Origin of the sequence: Pseudomonas deceptionensis (genome assembly GCF_900106095.1) — a bacterium.
Lineage (GTDB): Bacteria > Pseudomonadota > Gammaproteobacteria > Pseudomonadales > Pseudomonadaceae > Aquipseudomonas > Aquipseudomonas deceptionensis.
The window spans coordinates 4308133-4328119 of record NZ_FNUD01000002.1 but is presented as its reverse complement, the minus strand read 5'-3'; the positions used below and the strand labels follow the sequence as shown (position 1 = coordinate 4328119).

The following is a 19987-nucleotide window of genomic DNA, read 5'->3' as shown; positions in this document are numbered from 1 at the left end:
ATTCGCGAGCAGGCTCGCTCCCACAGTTGCCGTTTTTCTGCAGCCTTCGGCAGCGGCCACCAGTTGTTTGGGGTTCAGGGTTTTTCGAGGGTTTTCTGGCGCAGTATGTAAATGCTCACCAGCACCGCGCTGGTCAACATAAAGCCCCGTGCCCAAGGGAGGGGCACCAGGTAGCAGGACAACCCGATACTCAGCCACATCAGGCCAATGGCGTATACCTTGCCCTTGAGTGGAATGCCGTTGCCATCCAGGTAGTCGCGGATCCATGGCCCGAGCCGCGGGTGCTCGACCAGCCATTGATAAAAGCGTGGCGAACTGCGCGCAAAACACGCGGCGGCCAATAGCAGAAAGGGCGTTGTAGGCAGGACAGGCAGGAAAATACCGATAACCCCCAACGCTACGCTCAGCCAGCCGATGGCAAACAGAGCGTAGCGCAGCAACCGCGGACGGTTGCCGGGCGAGGGCTGAGCCACTGAGTGATCAGTGGTGACGTGGCTTGAGGATCGCTGGCTTCTCGTCGGGTGCCTGGCACAGCAGGTACAGGGCGGTCAGCGCTTCAGGGATCTGAACGATCATGTCGTCCATCAGGTTGGCATCCTTGGCGATGTCTTCAAACTCAGGCTGGTCATCGAACAGGCCCGAACCCACCATGATCGGCAGCAGCATTTCGCTGACTTCTTCTTCGGCGGTTTCGAACCAGGCGGCTTCGCGCATGAATACGCCTTCCATGAAGCCGACACACCAGCCGCGCAAATCGGAATCATCCGGCTCGTCGCCCAGATCCAGGTCACAAGGCAGCTCGAACTCTTCGTCGGACGCCAGCTGGCGAGCGATGTGAGCCTTGAGCTGGATCAGCGTGCCTTCGATCTCGGCGCGCTGGGCGTCGTCTTGATAATGCGGGGCTTCGGAGAAGATGGCGTCGATCCACTCGCGCTCAGGCACATCTTCAGAGCAGATGGACAGGGCAGTCAGATAGCCGTGGGTGGCCACGTAGTCCAGCGCCTCGTCATGCAGCTCGTCGGCGTCGAGGAAGACTTGCAGGCGGGTTAGTTGCTCAGCGAAGGACATTAATGTGCTACCTAGTAAATAAACGATAGTGAATTCTAGGCTTTCTTGAGCTCCCAAGCCAGTCGCAGGGCACATTTGCCATCAGTTCCCGGTTATCAGTGTTGCAATTACACAACCCGCAGCGGGGGAGTGCTCGGGTATACTGCCGCGTTTTGTGATGCCCTGCGGTAAATGTAGCGCACCGGTGCCCTGTGCCCGAGCCTTTAAAAGGCTTGTGGCCTCGGCGGATCGCGCTGGCGCAGGGGTGTTTCGGCGATTTCTGGAGTTTCTATGCTCGAACAGGCTCAACGCGTACTCAAAGACATCTTCGGCTACGACAGTTTCCGTGGCCGCCAGGGTGACATTATTGAGCGCGTGGCCCTGGGCGGCGACGCCTTGGTGCTGATGCCTACCGGCGGCGGCAAATCCTTGTGCTTCCAGGTCCCGGCACTGCTGCGTGACGGTCTGGCCGTGGTGGTGTCGCCGCTGATCGCCTTGATGGACGATCAGGTCGCAACCCTTGAGGAGCTCGGGGTGGCCGCTGCGGCCTTGAACTCGACGCTCAACGCCGAGCAACAGCGTGACCTGGCAAACCGGATCAAGCGCGGCGAAGTCAAAATGCTCTACCTGGCGCCCGAGCGTCTGGTGCAGCCGCGCATGATGGCGTTCTTGCAAAGCCTGGATATCGCCCTGTTTGCCATCGACGAAGCCCACTGCGTATCGCAGTGGGGTCACGATTTTCGCCCGGAATACCTGCAGCTGGGCCAGTTGGCCGAGGTGTTCCCCAATGTGCCGCGTATTGCCCTGACCGCCACGGCAGACAAGCGCACCCGCGAAGAAATCGTCACCCGTCTGCATTTGCAAAATGCCGAACGTTTTTTGTCGAGCTTCGACCGGCCCAATATTTTTTACCGCATCGTGCCCAAAGAGCAGCCACGCAAGCAGTTGCTGGCATTCCTCTCGGAACGGCGCAGCGACGCGGGCATCGTGTACTGCCTGTCGCGTAAAAAGGTCGACGAGGTGGCGAAGTTTCTCTGTGAGCAGGGTTTCCCGGCCTTGCCGTATCACGCCGGTTTGCCGAGCGACACCCGCGCCGCCAACCAGAAGCGCTTCCTCAATGAGGAAGGGCTGATCATGGTGGCGACCATTGCGTTCGGCATGGGTATCGATAAATCCAACGTGCGCTTTGTGGCGCACCTGGATTTGCCCAAGTCCCTTGAGGCGTATTACCAGGAAACCGGCCGGGCCGGGCGCGATGGCTTGCCCGCCGACGCCTGGATGGCCTACGGCCTGCAAGACGTGGTGATGCTCAAACAAATGCTGCAAAACTCCGAAGGCGATGAGCGACACAAACGCCTGGAGCATCACAAGCTCGACGCCATGCTGTCCTTGTGCGAAGAGCCCCGCTGCCGCCGTCAGACCTTACTCGCGTACTTCGATGAAGAAATGCCGCAACCCTGCGGGCATTGCGACAACTGCGTGGATGGCGTGCAAACCTGGGACGCCACCGAGCCTGCGCGTCAGGCACTGTCGACGATTCACCGCACGGGTCAGCGCTATGGCACAGGTCACTTGATTGACGTGCTGCTGGGTCGAGAGAACGAAAAAATCCGCAGCGTGGGTCATCAGCATCTGTCGGTCTTTGGCATTGGCAAAGACCGCGCCGAAGGTGAATGGCGCACGCTTTTCCGTCAGCTGGTGGCCCGTGGCCTGGCCGATATTGATATCGAAGGCTATGGCGGTTTGCGTCTGAGCGACAGCTGCCGGCCGTTGCTGCGTGGCGAAGTGACGCTGGAGCTGCGTCGCGAGCTCAAGCCGCAAACCACGGTCAAAAGCAGCTCTGCCAGCCCGGCCAGCCAATTGGTGCGCGGCGAAGAGCGCGAGCAGTGGGAAGCCCTGCGTGCCTTGCGCCGCAAATTGGCTGAAGAGCACGGCGTGCCGCCTTACGTCATCTTCCCCGATTCGACCTTGCTCGAAATGCTGCGCAGCCAGCCCACCTCGTTGTCCGAGATGGCCACGGTCAGTGGCGTGGGCGCGCGCAAACTGGAACGTTACGGCGAGGCATTCCTCGAGGTTCTGGGCGGGCAGGCCGAAACGCCAAAAGTGGTGGCCGATATCCGCCACGAATTGATCAGCCTGGCCCGGGCCGGCATGACCCCGTTGCAGATCAGCGGGCAATTGCAGTGCTCGGAAAAGAATGTTTACACAATGCTGGCCGAAGCCATCGGTCGTCAGGAGCTGTCGCTGGAGCAGGCGCTGGACTTGCCTGAAGACCTGATGGAAGAAGTGCAGGATGCGTTCCTGGATGGCGAAGGTGAGCTGCCGAGCGTGGCCAGCATTGCCGAACAGTTCAAGGGCCGGGTGCCCGAAGGTGTGCTGTATTGCGTGCGTGCAGCACTGCAATCGGAGTTCGAAATCTGACTATGATGTTGATTATGTAACGTTTGATTGACTTACACCCCTTGCCTATGGGCAAGCGCCATGCTTAGCTGACTAATAATTAGTTTCACTCTATTTTCAGTCTAATCATTGAGTTTTTTATGCCGTTAACCGATCAGCACCGTTTTGGTATGCAACTGGCCCAAATGTCCCGTGGCTGGCGTGCCGAACTGGATCGTCGCCTTGCGGGCCTGGGTCTGTCCCAGGCGCGCTGGCTGGTGCTTTTGCACCTGGCCCGTTTTGACTGCGCGCCCACTCAGCGCGAACTGGCCCAAAGCGTTGGCGTTGAAGGCCCGACCCTGGCCCGCCTGCTCGACAGCCTTGAGGCCCAGGGGCTGGTACAGCGCCACTCGGTGGTAGAAGACCGGCGCGCCAAGAAAATCGTCCTGAGCGATTCTGCCCGGCCGTTGATCGAACAGATCGAAGCCATTGCCACCGCGTTGCGCCAAGAGTTGTTCGTGGGCATTGATGAGGAAGAGCAGCGTATTTGCCTGCGTGTTCACAAGCGCATTCTGGATAACCTCGAGAAGCACTGATCCCTGCACATTTCCCCTTGTGGGAGCGAGCCTGCTCGCGATGGCATCACTGCGGTCTCTTTGGAAGACCGTGCTGCCAGCATCGCGAGCAGGCTCGCGCCCACATTGGCTTGAATCGTCAGAACGTTTGCCCCAAATTCAAATACAGCGCCTTCTGGTCATCATCGTTAAAGCCATAGCTGAAATTCAGCGGGCCAAGCGGTGTATCGAATCCGATAAAGATGCTCGCTGCATTGATATAGCCACTGTCGAACTCGTTGTCGTTGTTCCAGGCGCGCCCGCGCTCCAAGGACGCACCGGCATACAGCGGGAAATCAAACGGCAAGTATGAACGCGGAGTCAGGCGGCGGTAGTAAACGGCACGTACCAGGCTGATGTTTTGCCCGGAAATCGCGTCTTGCCTGAAGCCCGACAACTGCCGGGCTCCGCCCAGCAGATAGCTCGATGTGACCACGTTGGCCTGATCCAGCGTGCGAGCGTAACGCCCGCCCAGAATCCAGGTGTCAGGGCCTGAGCTCAGGGCCTTGTCCAGATTGAATTCCCACTGGCGATAGCGCTCATCCGAGCCCAGCCCCGGTTCGAACTGGCGCACGCTCATGCTGATGTCTTCGCCCGAGTGCGGGAAGTACACGTTGTCCAGTGAGTCGAACGAGTACTTGAGGTCGTAGAAACCTTCATTGAAGCTGGTGCTTGGCAGGTCCTGCTCACCAATTCGCACATTGGCTTCGCCCCATGCCTCGCCGACACCCAGGCGGATCTCGCCGCTGTTGCCGATTTGACGCCCGACATTCAAGCCAAAACCGTACCGCTCCAGTCGATATTCGGCGATGGGGTCGTTGTCGAGGATGGCCTCCACGTTTTGTGACTGGGCATTGATGTACGGCGCCACGAAGTACCGCGAACCCGCATCCAGCGGCTGATAAAACTCGCTGTAGAGCTCTTGCTGATCGCCGATTTGTACCCGGGTCAGCCATTCCGCGCCCAGGGTATTGATGCCGTTGACCCGGTAGCTGGCGCCGAGGTTGAACGCGTTGTCGCCGCGCAGGTCGTCAGACAGGTTGAGCCCCAGTCGCAGGTAGTCGGTGCCGCCGCGTTTGGCTCGTGCAGTGATCACCAGTGTGCGCTCCTTGCCTTTGTGCACCACGCGGTATTGCACCTGGTCGAAATAGTCCAGACCATAAAGCGTGCCCATGTCCCGTTGCAGACGGCCCAGGTCCAGTGGTTCGCCGATGGGTTGGCGGATGTAATAGCGGATGACCGAGTCGCCGATTTTCGAGTCGTTTTCGATTTTGATCGCGGTAATGACCGGGGTGCGCTCTTCGCCGGAGCGGGCGGCGGCCAATTGCGGATCGGCGGGTTGGCGCAGGCTGGACAGGCGCTTTTCGAGAATTTGCGTGGCGCGGTAGCCGGCGTTGATGATGTCTTGCGATCGACCAAAGTCGGTGACGCCGAAGCTGGCCAGTGCGGGCTGGATCAGGATGTCATCGGGCTTCAGGGACGCAAGTTGCACTTCGGAGTTGCTGCGGGTCATCAGGGTGATGGACTGGTTGAGGATGTCGAACACGGTGTTGAGCTGTTTGCGCCCGCGCAGCGGGGTGCCGATGTCGACCACGATGACCAGGTCCACACCCATCTCCCGGGCCACATCCACCGGGATGTTGTCGACCATGCCACCGTCGACCAGCAGTTGACCGTTGATTTCAACCGGGGCGAACACGGCCGGGATCGACATGCTGGCGCGGATCACCTGGGGCAGATGACCTTTGCGGAACACCACTTTTTCGCCGTTCACGATATCGGTGGCAACGGCGCGGAACGGGATCGGCAGCTTGTCGAAGTCACGTATGTCGCTGCTGTGGGCCAGCAGGCTTTCCAGCAGCAGCGCCAGGTTCTGGCCCTGAATCACGCCCAATGGCAGGCCCAGGCTGCCATCGTCGCGAAAACTGAGCTTTTGTTTGATCAGAAAGTCGCGGTCATCCTGCTTGCGCCGGAACGGCACGTCCTCACGGTCTGGCGAGTCGGACAGGGCTTCTTGCCAGTCGATGCCCAGTGCGAGTTTTTCAAGCTCGTCGATCTTGTACCCGGAGGCATACAGGCCGCCGATCACCGCGCCCATGCTGGTGCCCGCGATTGCATCGATGTGAATACCCTGTTCTTCGAGTGCCTTGAGCACGCCGACGTGGGCCAGGCCACGGGCGGCACCGCCAGACAGCACCAGCCCGATTTTCGGCTTTGGGGCTTCGGCGGCAAACAGCACCAGGGGGCATAAACACAGAAGTAAAAAGCTCAGCAGGCGGCGCATCATGAATCTCGGGGCAAGCGACAAAGGCGGCTATTATAGCGGCGCCTTTCCCTTCAGAGCCTTTGAAATCATGTCGCTCACCAAACCTGAAATTGTCATCACCTATTGCACACAGTGCCAGTGGCTGTTGCGCGCTGCATGGCTGGCTCAGGAACTGCTCAGTACCTTTGCCGAAGATCTGGGGCGGGTAGCGCTGGAACCGGGTACCGGCGGGGTGTTTCGCATTACCTGCAACGGCGTACAGATCTGGGAGCGCAAGGCCGATGGCGGCTTCCCCGAGGCGAAGGTGCTCAAGCAGCGGGTTCGCGACCAGATCGACCCTCAGCGAGACCTTGGCCATAATGACCGGGTTCAGTGAGCGGCGGCGTCCATTGATGCTTTGCCCGGTGTCGGGCCGCTGGCCATGCGGCTCGACACCACGATCGCGACGATAATCAGCACGCCGCCCAGCAGCATGCGCAGCGTCGGCGTTTCGTGGAACAGCACCCATGCCAGAGTGATGCCGTAAACCGGCTCCAGTGCAAAGACCACGGCGGCCGTGCGTGCCTTGATCACCGCCAGGCTGGCGACGAACAGGCTGTGGGCCACCCCGGTGCACAGCACGCCGAGCAGGCCGATCCACAGCCAGTCCAGCGGGCGAACGTCACCCAGCCCCGGGGCGGCGAAAGGCAGCAGGCACAAGGCAACCACCGCGTTTTGCCACATGGCGGCCTGCACAGCGGGGATCCGCCCCGAGTTGGCGCGGTTGTTGAGGGACAGCAACGAAAACAACAGGCCCGAGGCAACCGCCCACAGCAAACCTTCGGTGGCCTGGCTGGCCAGATCAAAACTTGGGGTGACGAGGATCAGTCCTACGCTGACCAGTATCACCAAAATGATTTCGTTAAGCCGGATACGCTCGCGAAAAATCAGCCCCTCCAGTATTACGGTAAACGCCGGAAAGCTGGCAAAGCCCAGCGTTGCAATCGCCACCCCGGCAATCTTGACCGAGATAAAAAAACTCACCCAGTGCCCGGCCAGCAGCAAGCCGCTGAGCAGCAGATTGCGCGCGTCACGCAGTGATAACCGGTACCAGACCGTACTTTTGGCCAGCCCGGCGAAGCAGACCAGGGCCAGCACGGCGAAAGCGGCGCGGCCGAAGACAATGATCGAGGCGGATGCCGCCGCGAGTTTGCCGAACACGCCGGTCAGGCCGAACATCAACGCGCCAATATGCAGAGCGCCCAAAGCGGTACGCGGAGTCATTGCAATCCTTAAATCAATACAGGCAAGGGGTGCAGTCTAAGGCGCGTGTCGGGTGGCTGTCTGTCGCGGGACTGGCGTCAGTTGTCGCCAGCCTCGCGTCGCAGCACCGAGGGCGATGCACCGAATTCGCGGAGCATGGCGGCGGCGAATGCGCTTTGCGAGCTGTAACCGACGCGACTGGCGATTTCACCGATGGGCAGATGGCTATTGCTCAGGAGGGTGCGCGCGCTGTGCAAACGGCGCTGACGGATGTAGTCCATCGGTGTTTGCCCGCACTCGGTGATAAAGCGACTGTGCAGGCGCGCGCAGGACAAACCCGCAATGCGTGCAAGATCTGCAACCTGAAGCGGGTAGGCGGCGTTCTGGTCGATATAGGCATCCAGCGCGCCGAAGGGCAGGCGTTTGGGTTGGGCTTGTTCTGGCGCGAGGGTGTTCAAGCTGGCCAGCAGCAGAATCGCCCCTTGGTGAGCGATCAGGGGGTCCGTCACGGGGCTGGCGGCAAGCCAGCTCACCAGTTGATGCTGCCTGGGGTCGAGGGGCAAGTGCCCGGCGGTGTCGAGCAACCGGCGGCTGGCATCGGCGTGGTTGCCCAGGGATTGTCCGAGCCAGTTCTCGCCCGGCACATCTAGCACCAGGCAATGGCTGCCCAAGGGGCTGCCGCAGGTGTGGTGGGCCCCGGCGGGCACGATGATCAAGTGCTGTTGGTGCAGCAGGCTGGCCCGGCCGTCCACCTCAAAGTCGAGCTTGCCGGACAAGCTGATCACCACCTGCGCGTGCTCATGGCTGTGGGCAATCACGTCGTGACGGTAATGGCGCAGTGACAGGATTTGGCCCATGGTGATCTCATCTTGGTGTAGCCGCTGCCGCAGGCTGTCTAGTGACGCCAAAACGCCGGAATGCACAGTACGAACACGGTAATGATCTCCAGGCGTCCAAGCAACATGCCCAGCGACAGAATCCACTTGGCCGCATCCGGCAGGCTGGCGAAGTTGCCGGACGGCCCAATGGTCTCGCCCAGCCCCGGCCCTACGCCCGACACGGTACTGGCGGCGCCGGTGAGGGCGGTCATCCAGTCCAGTCCCAGTAGCGACAGTGCCAGCGCGATCACGCAAATGGTGATGGCGAAGAAGAACGAAAAGGTCAAAATCGAGCGTACGATTTCTTCGTCGAGGCGGTGGCCGTTGTATTTCTGTTTGATCACGGCCCGGGGGTGGATCAACTGGTTAAGGTTGGCCTTGAGCAGGATATAGGCAACTTGAAAGCGGAAAATCTTGATCCCGCCTGCGGTTGAGCCCGAACAGCCACCGATAAAACCCAGATAGAAAAACAGCATCAGCGAGAAGTTACCCCACAGGCTGTAGTCGCCCAGCGCAAAGCCTGTGGTCGTTACAACCGACGTCACGTTCAGCGCCACATGGCGGAAGGCGTCCCAGTAGGGCATGTTGGTGGTCCACCACAGCCAGGCGCTGAGTACGATCCAGGTCACCAGCAACAACCCGAGCAAGCCTTGTACCTGCTGGTCCTTGATTAGCGCCTTGCGATGACCGCGCAGGGTGGCGACATACAGGGTAAACGGCAGGCTGCCCATGATCATCACGGCAATGGCAACCCAGTGCACCGCCGGTTGTGACCACTTGGCCAGCGACTGGTCGGAGGTCGAGAACCCGCCGGTGGAAATCGCCGACATGGCATGGTTGATCGCATCAAACACACTCATGCCTGCCCACCAGAACGCCAGGCTACCGATGATGGTGATGCCGACGTAAGCGGCCACAATCAGGCGGGCCACCATGTGCGAGCGCGGCATGACCTTTTCGGAACGGTCAGAAGATTCGGTCTGGAACAGGCGCATGCCACCGATTCGCAGCAGCGGCAAAATTGCTACCGCCATGCCGATAAAGCCGATGCCGCCAAGCCAGTGCAGCATCGAGCGCCACATCAGGATCCCCGGGGACATGGTGTCCAGCCCGCTCAACACGGTTGAACCGGTGGCGGTGATGCCGGACATGCTCTCGAAAAACGAGTCGGTGTAGCTGATGTGCTGCGTCAGCAAAAACGGCAGCGCGGCAAACACGCACACCACCACCCAGCTGGACACGGTCAGCAGGTACATGTCACGAGGGCGCAGGTGTACCTGTTCGGGGCGGCCTGGGATGACCAGTGCCAGACCGGCAAGAAAGGTGATCAGGCTGGCCCACAAAAAGGACGGAAGATCGCCCATGTGGTCATAAATCACCAGCGTCAGCATGGGCACCGCCATGCTGATCGCGAGCGTAATCAGGAAGATGCCGATAATAAAACCGATGATGCGTAAGGTCGGCAACGCCATGAAGTCAGCTCGGGCTTGAAGGAGGGGCGCCATTCTACCTGTGGCCCGGGGTATGTAAACCGCCTGCGGTTGAGGAGATGCCGTTAGAATAGCCGCACATTTTCTTCAGGAGGTGGCCAATGGAGGCTCTCGACGCTTTGCTCAACCGTGTTTCTGCCCCGCGCCTGATCGATCCGGCACCGACGGCTGAGCAACGTGAAGTACTGTTTGCAGCCGCCTTGCGCGCCCCGGACCACGGCCAGCTGCGGCCTTACCGTTTTTTGACGGTTGAAGGCGATGCGCGCAACCAACTGGGCGAAATCCTCGCCGAGGCCGTCCAGATTCAGGGCGGGGAAGTGACACAGGCCGCGCTGGACAAGGCTCGCGCCATGCCTTTGCGCGCACCTATGGTGGTTGTGGTGGTGGCCCGCTTGCAGGATCACTTCAAAGTGCCAAAGTCTGAGCAGCTGATTACCGCGGGCTGCGCGGCCCATGCCATTGAGCTGGCGGCTTTTGCCCAGGGCATTGGCGCGGTCTGGCGCACGGGTGAGTTGTCGTATGCGCCGCACGTAGCCAAAGGCCTGGGTTTGAGCGAGGGCGAAGAAGTGGTGGCTTTCCTGTACCTAGGTACGGCGCTGAACGAACTGCGCACAGCGCCGAAGGTGGATAGCGCCGAATTTGTGAAGGCGTGGTCGGTCAAGTAATGCAGTACAGCTTGTAACCGCTGAGGAGCGGAGCGAGGCTGCGATCGGCGGCGTAGCCGTCGTACAACCTGAGTGCGCGGTATGTCTGGTACGCCTTGCAACCTGATCTTGCGACGGCTTTTGCGCCGATCGCAGCCTCGCTCCTCAGCGGCTACAGCGTTCCGTTGGGCTCCAATGGCAACTCCAGCGTGGCAATAAACCCGCCATCCGGATGATTGCCCAGAATCAAGCGCCCACCATGACGTTCCGCCGCCCGGCGAGCAATTGCCAGCCCCAGACCATGCCCTGCCGCCGTCTGCCCCGGCGCGCGGAAGAACGGCTCACCCAGCTGCGCCAAATACTCCTCGGCTACCCCGGGGCCATGGTCACGCACCTTGATGGTGATGTGCTCGCCCTCGCGCGCCGCACTCAACTCGATCGGCTGGCCGGGCGGGTTGAAACGTTGCGCATTGCGTAGCAGGTTGTCCACCGCCCGCTCGATCATGGTTGGCCAGCCATTGAGGCTCAAATCCGGCTCGGCAAGCAATTGCACCGATTGCTCGGGGGCCGCCATCGACGCATCCTTTTGCACCGCGCCGAGCAGGGCATTGAGCGCCACGTGCTCGGCGCTGGCCTGATCGGCATCCACCCGTGCCAGGGCCAGAATCTCGCTGATCAATGACTCCAGGCGATCGCATTCACGGGTCAGGCGCGGCCAGAGTTTTTCCCGCTCTTGCGGCCCGGCACGTTCGGCCAGCGCCAGGGCGATCTTGAGCCGGGCCAGCGGCGAGCGCAGCTCGTGGGACACGTCGCGCAGCAACTGGCGCTGGCTGCCGATCAAGCTTTGCAGGCGTGCGCCCATGCGGTTGAAGTCGGTAGCCAGCACGCCAAACTCGTCACGGCGCGAGGCCAGGCGCGCCAGGCTGTTCTGTTGATAGGTGGTCTGCCCCAGATCATGCACCGCCCCGCGCAGACGGCTCAGCGGGCGGGTGATCGACAGCGTGACCAGCAGGCTGAACAGTGTCAGTACCACCAGCGCAATCCCCAGCGCACTCAGCGGCCAGATCAGGCTCTGACGATGCCAGGCATCCAGTTCCGGGTGCGGAATGCGATAGATCAGCAGGTAAGTTTCGGCGGTTTTGGGGCTGGTGTACTCGACGGTCAGGCGGCGCCACGGCAACTGTTCTTCACCCGGGTGCTGACGGGCTTCCCAGGCGGCTGCCCGGCGGGGGAAGGTGCCACGTACTACGGGGTCGCCACTTTCGTTAAGGACTTGCACATCGATGTGGTAGCGACGTTTACGTTTTTCGAGGAATTCTTGCGCCGCGTCGGCGCCCTGAGTCTCGTAGCGCTCAGTCCATTGTGGCGCCAGATTGGCGATCCCTGGATGGCGAGAAAGAATCCACGCGTCCTGATTGAGCATATGCCCCAGCAGGATCGACAGCCCTGCGACCAAGGCAATCGCCAGCCAGAAGCTGGCAAGAATGCGCCAAAACAGTGACCGCACGGTAATTCCTCACGAGTAATGGATTAAAACGAGTAAAGCCCAACGGCCAAGGGCCGTTGGGCTTGATGTGCGCGTGGATTATTGCGCTTTAGTCGCTTGCTGTGCTTTCCATTCCTTGAACTGCTTCCACTCAGCCTGACGCTCGGCGCGTTTCTTTTGCATCTCGTCGAAGCGTTTTTGCTGATCAGGTTTGAGCACGGCACGGATATCGCTCTGGGTTTTGGCCTGCTTGGCCGCGATCTCGTCTTTCAGTGCTTTCTGATCAGCGGCTGGAAGTTTTTCCAGGTACTTCTCAACCAGCTGCTTGCGGTCGTGCATTTGTTCGCCCATCAACTTGCCGATCTCCTGGCGCTGTTCGCGGCTCAGGTCCAGTTGGCTGTAAGGGGCATCGCCGCGACCGTGGTGTTCACCGCCGTGTCGCTGGCCCATCGGGCCGTCACCACCAGGCATGGCCATTGCGACGGTTGGCAGCGCTGCAGCAAACATCAAAGCAATTAGAGTCTTACGCATGGTGTGTCTCCTTCGATTTCGGTTCCGGTGAATCCGGATGCGCCCAGTTTAGGGAGATCAAGGTCAATCGCTGTCAGCCATGCGTAAAGCTTTGGTAAAGACGGTTTTGCCGGGTGTTTACACAAGGGCTCAGGTTCCAGCCCTCTCCCGTTGGAAGAGGGGGCCTTGGCTTTAATCAGGCGCTGTAGAAGTACCCGCGGCTGCGCAGTGCCACGATGCGCGGACTGCCATCAGGGTGGGGGCCGATCTTTTTGCGCAGGTTGCTGACGTGCATGTCCAGGCTGCGGTCGTACAGGGTCAGCTTGCGGCCCAGGGCGATCTGCGCCAGTTCCTGCTTGTCCAGCGGCTCGCCGGGCTGGCGCAGCAAGGCTTCCAGCAGGCGGCTTTCGGAGACGGTCAGGGTGATGTCGTGCTGGTCGATAGTGACCACGCCGCGCATCGGGCTGAAGCACAGGTCCCCCAGCTCGATCTGGCTGGACACGGCGGTCGGGTGGCTGCGGCGCAATACGGCCCGCAGGCGCGCGGTCAGCTCGCGGGGGTCGCAAGGCTTGGCCAGGTAGTCATCGGCGCCCAGCTCGAGCCCCAGGATGCGGTCAAGCGGTTCGCCACGGGCTGACAGCATCAGCACCGGCAGGTCGGGGTGATCGTTGCGAAGTTGTTTGAGCAGCTCAAGACCGCTGCCGTCAGGGAGCATCACATCCAGCACTACGGCGTCGGGGCTGGATTCGGCCAGCGCCTTGCGGGCGCTCAGACCGTCGTGGCAAGCGCGGACCTGGAAGCCTTCCTGGCTCAGCCAACTGACCAGCAGCTCACACAGCTCCTGGTCATCATCTATCAGTAACAGGTCGCTCATGACTTACTCGATTTAGCCAGTGCCGACGTGTCTACGTCGGCTACCGGCAAAGATACCGCAGAGGGGCGGGTTACGGCAGGACCTGCTTGAACGGCTTGACGCTGACATTGGCGTACACGCCAGCAGCGATGTACGGGTCGGCGTCGGCCCAGGCCTGGGCGATGATCAGTGACTCGAACTCGGCCACGATCAGGCTACCGGTGAAACCGGCAGCGCCCGGATCATTGCTGTCGATGGCCGGGTGCGGGCCGGCCAACACCATGCGACCTGCCGCTTTAAGCTGTTGCAAGCGTTCAAGGTGCGCAGGGCGGGCAGCCAGGCGAGCTTCGAGCGAATTGGCGACGTCTGTTGCAATAATGGCGTAGAGCATGTCAGTCCTTGGTCTTGGGGGTGGTTGGATCGGTGTCATGCAGATGGCGTGACAGGTAAATGCCCTGGGCAATCAGGAACAGCACGGTCATGCCCAGGCTGCCGAACACCTTGAAGTCGACCCAGATGCTTTGATAAGTGAACGCAACGAACAGGTTGGCAGCGCCGCAAAACAGGAAGAAGGCGATCCAGGCAACGTTCAGGCGGGTCCACACGGGGTCGGGCAGGGTCAGGGCGTGCCCCATCATGCGTTTGATCAGCAGCTTGTCGCCAATGAAGTGGCTACCGGCAAACGCCAGTGCAAACAGCCAGTTCACCACCGGTGCTTTCCACTTGAGGAAGGTTTCGCTGTGGAAGGCCAGGGTCAGGCTGCCGAACAACAGGCAGGCGACCAAGGTCAGCCATTGGCTTTTTTCGAGTTTGCGCTGTTTGAAAAACAGGATGCCGTAAACCACCAGCGAACTGGCGATCAACATCGCCGTAGCGCTGTAGATGCCCCCTACGGACAGGCTGTGCCCGCCGATTTCGACGATGCGCGGGTCGATTTTGAAAACGATGAAAAACAGTAACAGCGGGATGAAGTCGATGAATTGTTTCACAGTGGCAGCCAGAAGCAGGATGTGGCGGCATAATAACAAACATCAATGACAGCGAAAGCGTCAGCTAGAGGTTATTAAATCCCCGTGGAAATTGACTTGCATTGCCATAGCACAGCTTCCGATGGCGCGCTGGCGCCTGCGGTACTGGTCGCACGTGCGTTCGAGAAAGGTGTGCGAGTCCTGGCCCTGACCGATCACGACACACTTGAAGGCCTTGACGAAGCCCGTGCAGCGGCCCAGGCGTTGAACATGACGTTGATCAACGGCGTCGAATTGTCATGCACCTGGGGCGGCGCCACGATTCATGTGCTCGGCTACGGTTTTGATGTCAATGCCCCGGCATTGGTCGAGGCCATTGCCAAATTGCACGACGGTCGCTGGCTGCGCGCTGAAGAGATCAGCCGCAAGCTGGAGCTCAAGGGCATGCCCGGCGCGCTTGAAGGTGCCCGTGCCATCCAGCAGGGGCTGGGCGACAGCGGCAATGCGCCGGCCCGTCCCCACTTTGCCGACTTTCTGGTTCAGGCCGGTCACGTCAAGGACCGCGCCGAGGCGTTTCGCAAGTGGCTGGGCGCCGGCAAGCTGGGCGACGTCAAGTTGCATTGGCCAACCCTTGAAGACACGGTTGCCACCCTGCGGGCCGCGGGGGCCTGGGTCAGCCTGGCGCACCCGTCGCACTACGATTTCACCCGTAGCAAGCGCCGACGGCTGATTGGCGACTATATTCAAGCAGGGGGTCACGCCATTGAAGTGGTCAACGGGCATCAGCCAGCCGAGCAGGTAGGCAGCCTGGCGATCCTTGCGCGTGAGTTCGGTCTGCTGGTCAGTGCCGGCAGTGATTTTCATGGCCCGGGAGGTTGGTCCGAAATCGGTGAGTACCGTCCGATTCCGGAAGACCTGCCACCACTGTGGTGTCGATTCAAATATGACCAGCCCGCAGCCAACGTCTGAACAGGTAACCACTGTGAGTCAATTTTTCCAGATTCATCCGGAAAACCCACAACCGCGCCTGATCAAACAGGCTGTTGAAATCATCAAGAAGGGCGGGGTAGTCATCTACCCCACCGATTCGTCCTACGCCGTGGGTTGCCAGATGGGTGACAAGGGCGCTATCGAACGGATCAAGCGCCTGCGCAATCTGGACGACAAGCACAACTTCACCCTGATGTGCTGCGACCTGTCGCAGCTGGGGTTGTTTGCCAAGGTCGATACCGGCACGTTCCGCCTGCTCAAGGCCCACACACCGGGGCCTTACACGTTTATCCTCAACGCCACCCGCGAAGTGCCGCGCCTGCTGCTGCACCCCAAGCGCCGTACCATCGGCCTGCGGGTGCCGAGCCATCCGATTGCGCTGGCGCTGCTGGAAGAGCTGCGCGAGCCGCTGATGAGCGTGACCCTGATCCTGCCGGGCGAAAGCGAGCCAATGGAAGACCCTTACGAGATCCGTGATGCCCTGGAAAAACAGGTCGACCTGATCATTGATGGCGGTTTCGGCGGCAACAAGGCCTCGACCGTGATCAGCCTGGTGGACAGCGGTGACCCCGAAATTGTCCGCGTTGGCTGTGGCGATCCAGAACCGTTTATGGTCGAGGCCTGATGTCTGACGTTCAAGCTCCTGAGGCGGTAGAGGCCCAGGCCGGTGTCCAGCAAGAACTGTCCCTCGCTATGGTCTATGGCCAGGCAGTCATCGAAATGCCCCAGGACCTGTACATCCCGCCGGATGCACTGGAGGTGTTTCTCGATGCCTTTGAAGGCCCGCTCGACCTGCTGCTTTACCTGATCCGCAAGCAGAACATCGACATCCTCGACATCCCGGTGGCGGAAATTACCCGCCAGTACATGGGCTATGTCGAGCTCATGAAAACGGTGCGTCTGGAGCTGGCTGCCGAATACCTGGTCATGGCCGCGATGCTGGCTGAGATCAAGTCCCGCATGCTGTTGCCGCGTTCGGTAGCAATCGAAGAGGACGAGGGCGACCCCCGTGCCGAACTGATTCGCCGTCTGCAGCAATACGAGCGCTTCAAGGCTGCCGCTGAAGGGATCGAAGGCTTGAGTCGGGTAGGGCGTGATGTGTATGTGCCCAGACTCGACGCGCCCGAAGCGCGGGCGCGCAAGCTGGTGCCGGATGTCGCGCTGGAAGAGCTGCTGATGTCCATGGCCGAAGTGTTGCGCCGCACCGACATGTTTGAAAGTCACCAGGTCAGCCGCGAGGCCCTGTCGACCCGCGAGCGTATGAGCGATGTGCTTGAGCGTCTCAAGGGCGGCGGTTTTGTGCCGTTTGTCGAGCTGTTTACCGCCGAAGAAGGCCGTATTGGTGTGGTTGTGACCTTTATGGCTGTCCTTGAGCTGGTCAAGGAGTCGCTGGTCGAATTGGTGCAAAATGAACCCTATGCACCGATCCATGTGCGGGCAAGAGCCGAATAAAGAGCTGAAACCATGAATTTGACTGAACCCCGCGAGCTGGCCCCCTTGCTTGAGGCCTTTCTGTTGGCCTCGGGAAAGCCGCAGAGCCTTGAACGCCTGTTTGAACTGTTTGAAGAGGGCGAGCGCCCGGAACCGCCCGTATTCAAAAAGGCCCTGGAGCTGCTGCGCAAATCCTGTGACGGCCGGGCGTTTGAGCTTAAGGAAGTCGCCTCGGGCTACCGCCTGCAGATTCGCGAGAAGTATTCGCCCTGGATCGGCCGCCTGTGGGAAGAGCGCCCGCAGCGCTACTCCCGGGCGATGCTTGAAACCATGGCATTGATCGCCTATCGCCAGCCCATCACCCGGGGCGAGATCGAGGATGTGCGGGGTGTGGCGGTCAACAGCCATATCGTCAAAACCTTGCTTGAACGCGAGTGGATTCGCGTGGTGGGCTATCGCGATGTGCCGGGCAAACCGGCGATGTTTGCGACCACCAAGGGTTTTCTCGATCACTTCAACCTCAAGAGCCTCGACGAGCTGCCGCCGCTGGCCGAGCTGCGTGAGCTGGAACCTGATCCGATCCTCGATTTCGACGATGCCCCGGTGCCTGCGCACCTTCAAGCGTTGGCTGACGAAAGTGCCGAGCCGGAAGAACCCAAGGATGAAACCAGCTTCCGCACCTTGCTGACGGAACTGGACTCGATGGAAGAAGGTCTTAAAACCGACTTTGACGACTTGCTGCGCGACGTTGCGCCCGTCGATGTTCCGGAGCCGGAGCCGGAGCCGGAGCTGGCGGTAGCGGTAGAAGTAGCGGTAGAGATTCAACCACAACCGCAGCAACCCTCTGCGGCAGAGCTGGCCCGTGAGCGATTGCGCGCAGCCGTTGCTGCCCTCGAGCAGCGATCCGCCATGAGCGAGGAAGCGCTTGAGGCGCAGGCTCTGGCTGAAGCCATCGAGCAAGAACGCCGCGAGCTGGAGGACTGACGCAAAACCCCTGTGGGAGCGAGCCTGCTCGCTCCCACAAAAAAAGCAGTTGAGGTGTATTCATGAGTTCACCCAAAGACCCCTGCATCGGCGTCTGCAAGTTTACCGATGACATTTGCATCGGTTGCGGGCGCACCAAGCGTGAAATCAAAGCCTGGAAGAAGCTCGACAAAGACGAAAAGCGTGTGGTGCTGGCTGAGTCGGCTCTGCGTTTACTGGCGTTTGAGGCCACCGGCCGGCGGAAAAAGAAGTAAGTCGCCACTTCGTGACCAGGCTTTGATGCGCAATGGCCAACATCAGCGTATGATTCGCGACCCCTCGGAACTCGTTCGAGTCCCAGGACCTATTTTCAACACTTCAGGCGTTCGCCTGAATTGACACACCGGGAGGTGCCCAGATGAAAGATCTAGACCCTAAAGACAGCCAGGAAATTGGCCCAGCAGGCGAAAAACTGCAAAAAGTCCTCGCCCGTATTGGCGTTGGCTCGCGTCGCGACGTAGAGAGTTGGATCAGCCAGGGCCGTATCAAGGTCAATGGCAAGGATGCAACCCTGGGTCTGCGCGTTGACCTGCACGACGCCATCTCCATCGATGGCAAGGTGATCAAGCGTGAAGAGGCAGCCGAATCGGTTCGCCGCGTGATCATGTACAACAAACCAGACGGCGAAATCTGCACCCGTGACGACCCAGAAGGCCGTCCGACCGTGTTTGACAAACTGCCGCGTCCAAAAGAAGGCCGCTGGATCAACATCGGCCGTCTGGACATCAACACCACCGGCTTGCTGATGTTCACCACTGACGGTGAGCTGGCTAACCGCCTGATGCACCCTTCCTACGAGATGGACCGTGAATACGCGGTACGTGTACGTGGCGAAGTGGATGACGAGATGATCGAGCGCCTCAAGGCCGGCGTTGTGCTGGAAGACGGCCCGGCGCGTTTCACCGACATCAAGCAGGCGCCGGGCGGCGAAGGCTTCAACCATTGGTACCACTGCGTAGTGATGGAAGGCCGTAACCGTGAAGTGCGTCGCCTGTGGGAATCCCAGGGCCTGGTGGTCAGCCGCCTGAAGCGCGTGCGTTTCGGTCCGGTGTTCCTCAACTCCGACCTGCCGATGGGTCGCTGGCGCGAAATGAGCCAGTTTGAGGTCGATATCCTCAGCGCTGAAGTTGGCCTCACGCCGGTTGCCATGCCGCAAATGAACGCCAAGAGCAAAGACAAGCTTGAGCGTATGCAGCGTAAATCGTCGCGTCCTGTGGCGCGTACCGACCGTGTTGCGCGCACTCTGCGCCCGGCCGAAGGTGCTCCACTGGTGCCGCGTCCAGCGCGTCAGCCGCACATCGAAGGCGAGCGCCCGGCGCGTCCTGCCCGCGAAGAAGCTGCCCGTCCTGCACGCAAGCCGTCGGGTCGCACTGACCGTGTGCCAGCGGGTCGTGGTGCACCGGTTGCCGAGCGTCCGAGCGAAGTCAACAAGCGTCCAACCAAGCCAAGCCGTTCAGGCCCCAAGCTGGTTGACGATGCACCGTCGGGCAAGCGTCGCGGCGCTCCAACCGGTTCCGGTCAGCGTCCAGGCTTCGGTCGTCGCAAGCCGCAGTAAGCTGTAGCGCTGTAAAAAGAACGCCAACCCCCTCGGGGGTTGGCGTTTTTTTATGCCTGGCTGATTGATGCCATTTTGGTCATGAACGGCTGCAGAGATACTTCGGCCGTGGGAGCGAGCCTGCTCGCGAAGAGCATTCGCGAGCAGGCTCGCTCCCACAAGGGGCCTTGTACAGGTTGGGCTGTTGTTTTTTAAGTGGCAATTTTTCGTTACGCTGCGTCAATAAATTCATACGAATTCAGCCACTTACCGACCTGCAACTTCCGAAAACAGCGCTCTGTAATGATTTTTTTCCGTTTTTTACAGAATCAAGACAGTTCCTATCGATATTGCGGCTTGTTTCGCCTTGCTATCGGCTGTGTGATGGGATCTTGCCTACGTGCGGGTGTACAATGCGCCGCGTTTTAACTGTGACTCAATTGCGTACCCGCGCATTTTGCCAAGGCTGCACGCCTTGAAAATTCCGCAACGCCACAAGCGCTGCGGGTTCGATTCCGTCACAGATAAAAACAAACAGGTGACGCATGACTCGTGAAACAACCTTGGATTCCTGGCGCCTGCGCTGGGGTTTGATTTGTGTTGTAGACCCTTCGATCACTGCCTCTGGTGCT

At 60.3% G+C, this 19987-nt stretch carries 21 protein-coding genes; 10 read left to right on the top strand and 11 right to left on the bottom strand.

What is annotated here, in order from left to right:
- Window positions 1–74 precede the first annotated feature (74 nt).
- Window positions 75–473 (bottom strand): YbaN family protein, encoded by a 399-nt coding sequence (locus BLW11_RS20025; RefSeq protein WP_162200696.1) that lies wholly within the window; start codon window positions 471–473, stop codon window positions 75–77.
- A gap of 7 nt (window positions 474–480) precedes the next feature.
- Window positions 481–1068 (bottom strand): UPF0149 family protein, encoded by a 588-nt coding sequence (locus BLW11_RS20020; protein ID WP_048360714.1) that lies wholly within the window; start codon window positions 1066–1068, stop codon window positions 481–483.
- 270 nt (window positions 1069–1338) lie between these two features.
- Here BLW11_RS20020 and recQ point away from each other — a divergent pair, with 270 nt between their 5' ends.
- Window positions 1339–3468: a DNA helicase RecQ gene (recQ, locus tag BLW11_RS20015; protein ID WP_048360715.1), complete on the top strand. Its 2130-nt coding sequence runs from the start codon at window positions 1339–1341 to the stop codon at window positions 3466–3468.
- Between the two features lie 119 nt (window positions 3469–3587).
- Window positions 3588–4022 carry a MarR family transcriptional regulator gene (locus tag BLW11_RS20010; protein ID WP_048360716.1) on the top strand — a complete coding sequence of 145 codons (435 nt, stop codon included), beginning with the start codon at window positions 3588–3590 and terminating at the stop codon, window positions 4020–4022.
- Between the two features lie 118 nt (window positions 4023–4140).
- Here BLW11_RS20010 and BLW11_RS20005 read toward each other — a convergent pair whose 3' ends face one another.
- A complete protein-coding gene (locus BLW11_RS20005) occupies window positions 4141–6324 on the bottom strand; it encodes a patatin-like phospholipase family protein (RefSeq protein ID WP_048360717.1) in 2184 nt (727 codons plus the stop codon).
- A gap of 70 nt (window positions 6325–6394) precedes the next feature.
- Here BLW11_RS20005 and BLW11_RS20000 point away from each other — a divergent pair, with 70 nt between their 5' ends.
- Entirely contained in the window at window positions 6395–6682 is a 288-nt protein-coding gene (locus tag BLW11_RS20000; protein WP_048361058.1) for an Rdx family protein, read from the top strand.
- Here the strand turns inward: BLW11_RS20000 and BLW11_RS19995 are convergent.
- The 3 genes from BLW11_RS19995 to BLW11_RS19985 form a co-directional block, all read right to left on the bottom strand.
- Window positions 6676–7569: a DMT family transporter gene (locus BLW11_RS19995; RefSeq protein ID WP_048360718.1), complete on the bottom strand. Its 894-nt coding sequence runs from the start codon at window positions 7567–7569 to the stop codon at window positions 6676–6678. The two genes, BLW11_RS20000 and BLW11_RS19995, sit on opposite strands and share 7 nt — an antisense overlap.
- Window positions 7570–7646: 77 nt before the next feature.
- A complete protein-coding gene (locus tag BLW11_RS19990) occupies window positions 7647–8405 on the bottom strand; it encodes a helix-turn-helix transcriptional regulator (protein ID WP_048360719.1) in 759 nt (252 codons plus the stop codon).
- 38 nt (window positions 8406–8443) lie between these two features.
- Window positions 8444–9898, bottom strand: a complete 1455-nt coding sequence (locus BLW11_RS19985; protein ID WP_048360720.1) for a TrkH family potassium uptake protein — start codon at window positions 9896–9898, stop codon at window positions 8444–8446.
- A gap of 119 nt (window positions 9899–10017) precedes the next feature.
- Here BLW11_RS19985 and BLW11_RS19980 point away from each other — a divergent pair, with 119 nt between their 5' ends.
- On the top strand, window positions 10018–10581 hold the full coding sequence (locus BLW11_RS19980; RefSeq protein ID WP_048360721.1) for a nitroreductase family protein: 564 nt from the start codon (window positions 10018–10020) through the stop codon (window positions 10579–10581).
- Between the two features lie 151 nt (window positions 10582–10732).
- Here the strand turns inward: BLW11_RS19980 and BLW11_RS19975 are convergent, their stop codons facing one another.
- The 5 genes from BLW11_RS19975 to BLW11_RS19955 all read right to left on the bottom strand — a co-directional run bounded on the left by BLW11_RS19975 (window position 10733) and on the right by BLW11_RS19955 (window position 14398).
- Window positions 10733–12067: a sensor histidine kinase gene (locus BLW11_RS19975; protein ID WP_048360722.1), complete on the bottom strand. Its 1335-nt coding sequence runs from the start codon at window positions 12065–12067 to the stop codon at window positions 10733–10735.
- A gap of 78 nt (window positions 12068–12145) precedes the next feature.
- Window positions 12146–12577, bottom strand: coding sequence for a Spy/CpxP family protein refolding chaperone (locus BLW11_RS19970; protein ID WP_048360723.1), 432 nt, complete (start codon window positions 12575–12577; stop codon window positions 12146–12148).
- Between the two features lie 175 nt (window positions 12578–12752).
- Window positions 12753–13430, bottom strand: a complete 678-nt coding sequence (locus BLW11_RS19965; protein WP_048360724.1) for a response regulator transcription factor — start codon at window positions 13428–13430, stop codon at window positions 12753–12755.
- 70 nt (window positions 13431–13500) lie between these two features.
- Window positions 13501–13800, bottom strand: a complete 300-nt coding sequence (locus BLW11_RS19960) for a YciI family protein (protein ID WP_048360725.1) — start codon at window positions 13798–13800, stop codon at window positions 13501–13503.
- Window position 13801: 1 nt separating this feature from the next.
- Complete coding sequence (locus BLW11_RS19955) at window positions 13802–14398, bottom strand: septation protein A (RefSeq protein ID WP_048360726.1); 597 nt, start codon at window positions 14396–14398, stop codon at window positions 13802–13804.
- A gap of 84 nt (window positions 14399–14482) precedes the next feature.
- Between BLW11_RS19955 and BLW11_RS19950 the strand changes: the two genes are divergently transcribed.
- From BLW11_RS19950 to rluB, 6 genes are all read left to right on the top strand, one after another.
- Complete coding sequence (locus BLW11_RS19950) at window positions 14483–15346, top strand: PHP domain-containing protein (RefSeq protein WP_048360727.1); 864 nt, start codon at window positions 14483–14485, stop codon at window positions 15344–15346.
- A 13-nt stretch (window positions 15347–15359) separates the two neighbouring features.
- Window positions 15360–15992, top strand: a complete 633-nt coding sequence (locus BLW11_RS19945) for an L-threonylcarbamoyladenylate synthase (RefSeq protein WP_048361059.1) — start codon at window positions 15360–15362, stop codon at window positions 15990–15992.
- A 128-nt stretch (window positions 15993–16120) separates the two neighbouring features.
- Window positions 16121–16819: a segregation and condensation protein A gene (locus BLW11_RS19940; RefSeq protein WP_162837867.1), complete on the top strand. Its 699-nt coding sequence runs from the start codon at window positions 16121–16123 to the stop codon at window positions 16817–16819.
- 12 nt (window positions 16820–16831) lie between these two features.
- A complete protein-coding gene (gene scpB, locus BLW11_RS19935; RefSeq protein ID WP_048360729.1) occupies window positions 16832–17782 on the top strand; it encodes an SMC-Scp complex subunit ScpB in 951 nt (316 codons plus the stop codon).
- 62 nt (window positions 17783–17844) lie between these two features.
- Entirely contained in the window at window positions 17845–18036 is a 192-nt protein-coding gene (locus BLW11_RS19930; RefSeq protein WP_048360730.1) for a DUF1289 domain-containing protein, read from the top strand.
- A gap of 143 nt (window positions 18037–18179) precedes the next feature.
- Window positions 18180–19376, top strand: a complete 1197-nt coding sequence (gene rluB / locus BLW11_RS19925) for a 23S rRNA pseudouridine(2605) synthase RluB (RefSeq protein ID WP_048360731.1) — start codon at window positions 18180–18182, stop codon at window positions 19374–19376.
- The last annotated feature ends 611 nt before the right edge of the window (window positions 19377–19987 follow it).